Genomic DNA, 520 nt, shown 5'->3' with positions numbered 1-520 from the left:
AAAATAGAAGAAAGAGAAAAAGAGGAAGAAAAAAGAGAAGGAATAAAAAAAAAAAAGAAAGAGGAAAAAAAAAAAAAAGAAGGAATAAAAGAAGGTGGAAATAAAATACATGAAAAAGAGAAAAAAAGAAAAAAAAAAAAAGAATGGAAAAAAAAAAGAGAAGAAGAAGAAAAAAAGGAAGAGAATGGGAATAAAAAAGAAAGGGAAAGTAAAAAAAAAGAAAAAGAGAGTGTGAGAAGGAATGGAATGAAAAAAAAGGAAAAAGAAAAAAGAGGAAAAAGAAGAGAAAAGAAAAAATAAGAAAAAAAAAAAAAAAAAAAAAAAAAGAGAGAAGGAAAGAAGAAAAAGAAGAAAAAAAAAAAAATAAAAGGAAAAGGAGAAAAAAGAGAAAAAAAAAAGAAAAAAAAAAGAAGATAAAAGAAAAAAAAGGAAAAAAAAAAAAGAAAAAAAAAGAAAGAAAAGAAAAAAAAAAAGCAGGGAAAAAAGATAAAAGGGATGAAAAAAAAATAAAAAGAAAAAA

Annotated in this window: 1 protein-coding gene; it reads left to right on the top strand. The window is 21.0% G+C overall.

The features are described 5' to 3' along the window. Window positions 1–300, top strand: a 300-nt coding sequence (locus F3D62_RS13310) for a hypothetical protein (RefSeq protein ID WP_224732704.1), incomplete at its 5' end; no start/stop codon positions are given. Between the last annotated feature and the right edge of the window lie 220 nt (window positions 301–520).

Origin of the sequence: Francisella sp. SYW-9 (assembly GCF_008711465.1) — a bacterium.
Classification (GTDB): domain Bacteria; phylum Pseudomonadota; class Gammaproteobacteria; order Francisellales; family Francisellaceae; genus Francisella.
The sequence above is the reverse complement of the archived record's forward strand: the minus strand, read 5'-3'. Positions and strand labels throughout refer to the sequence as shown.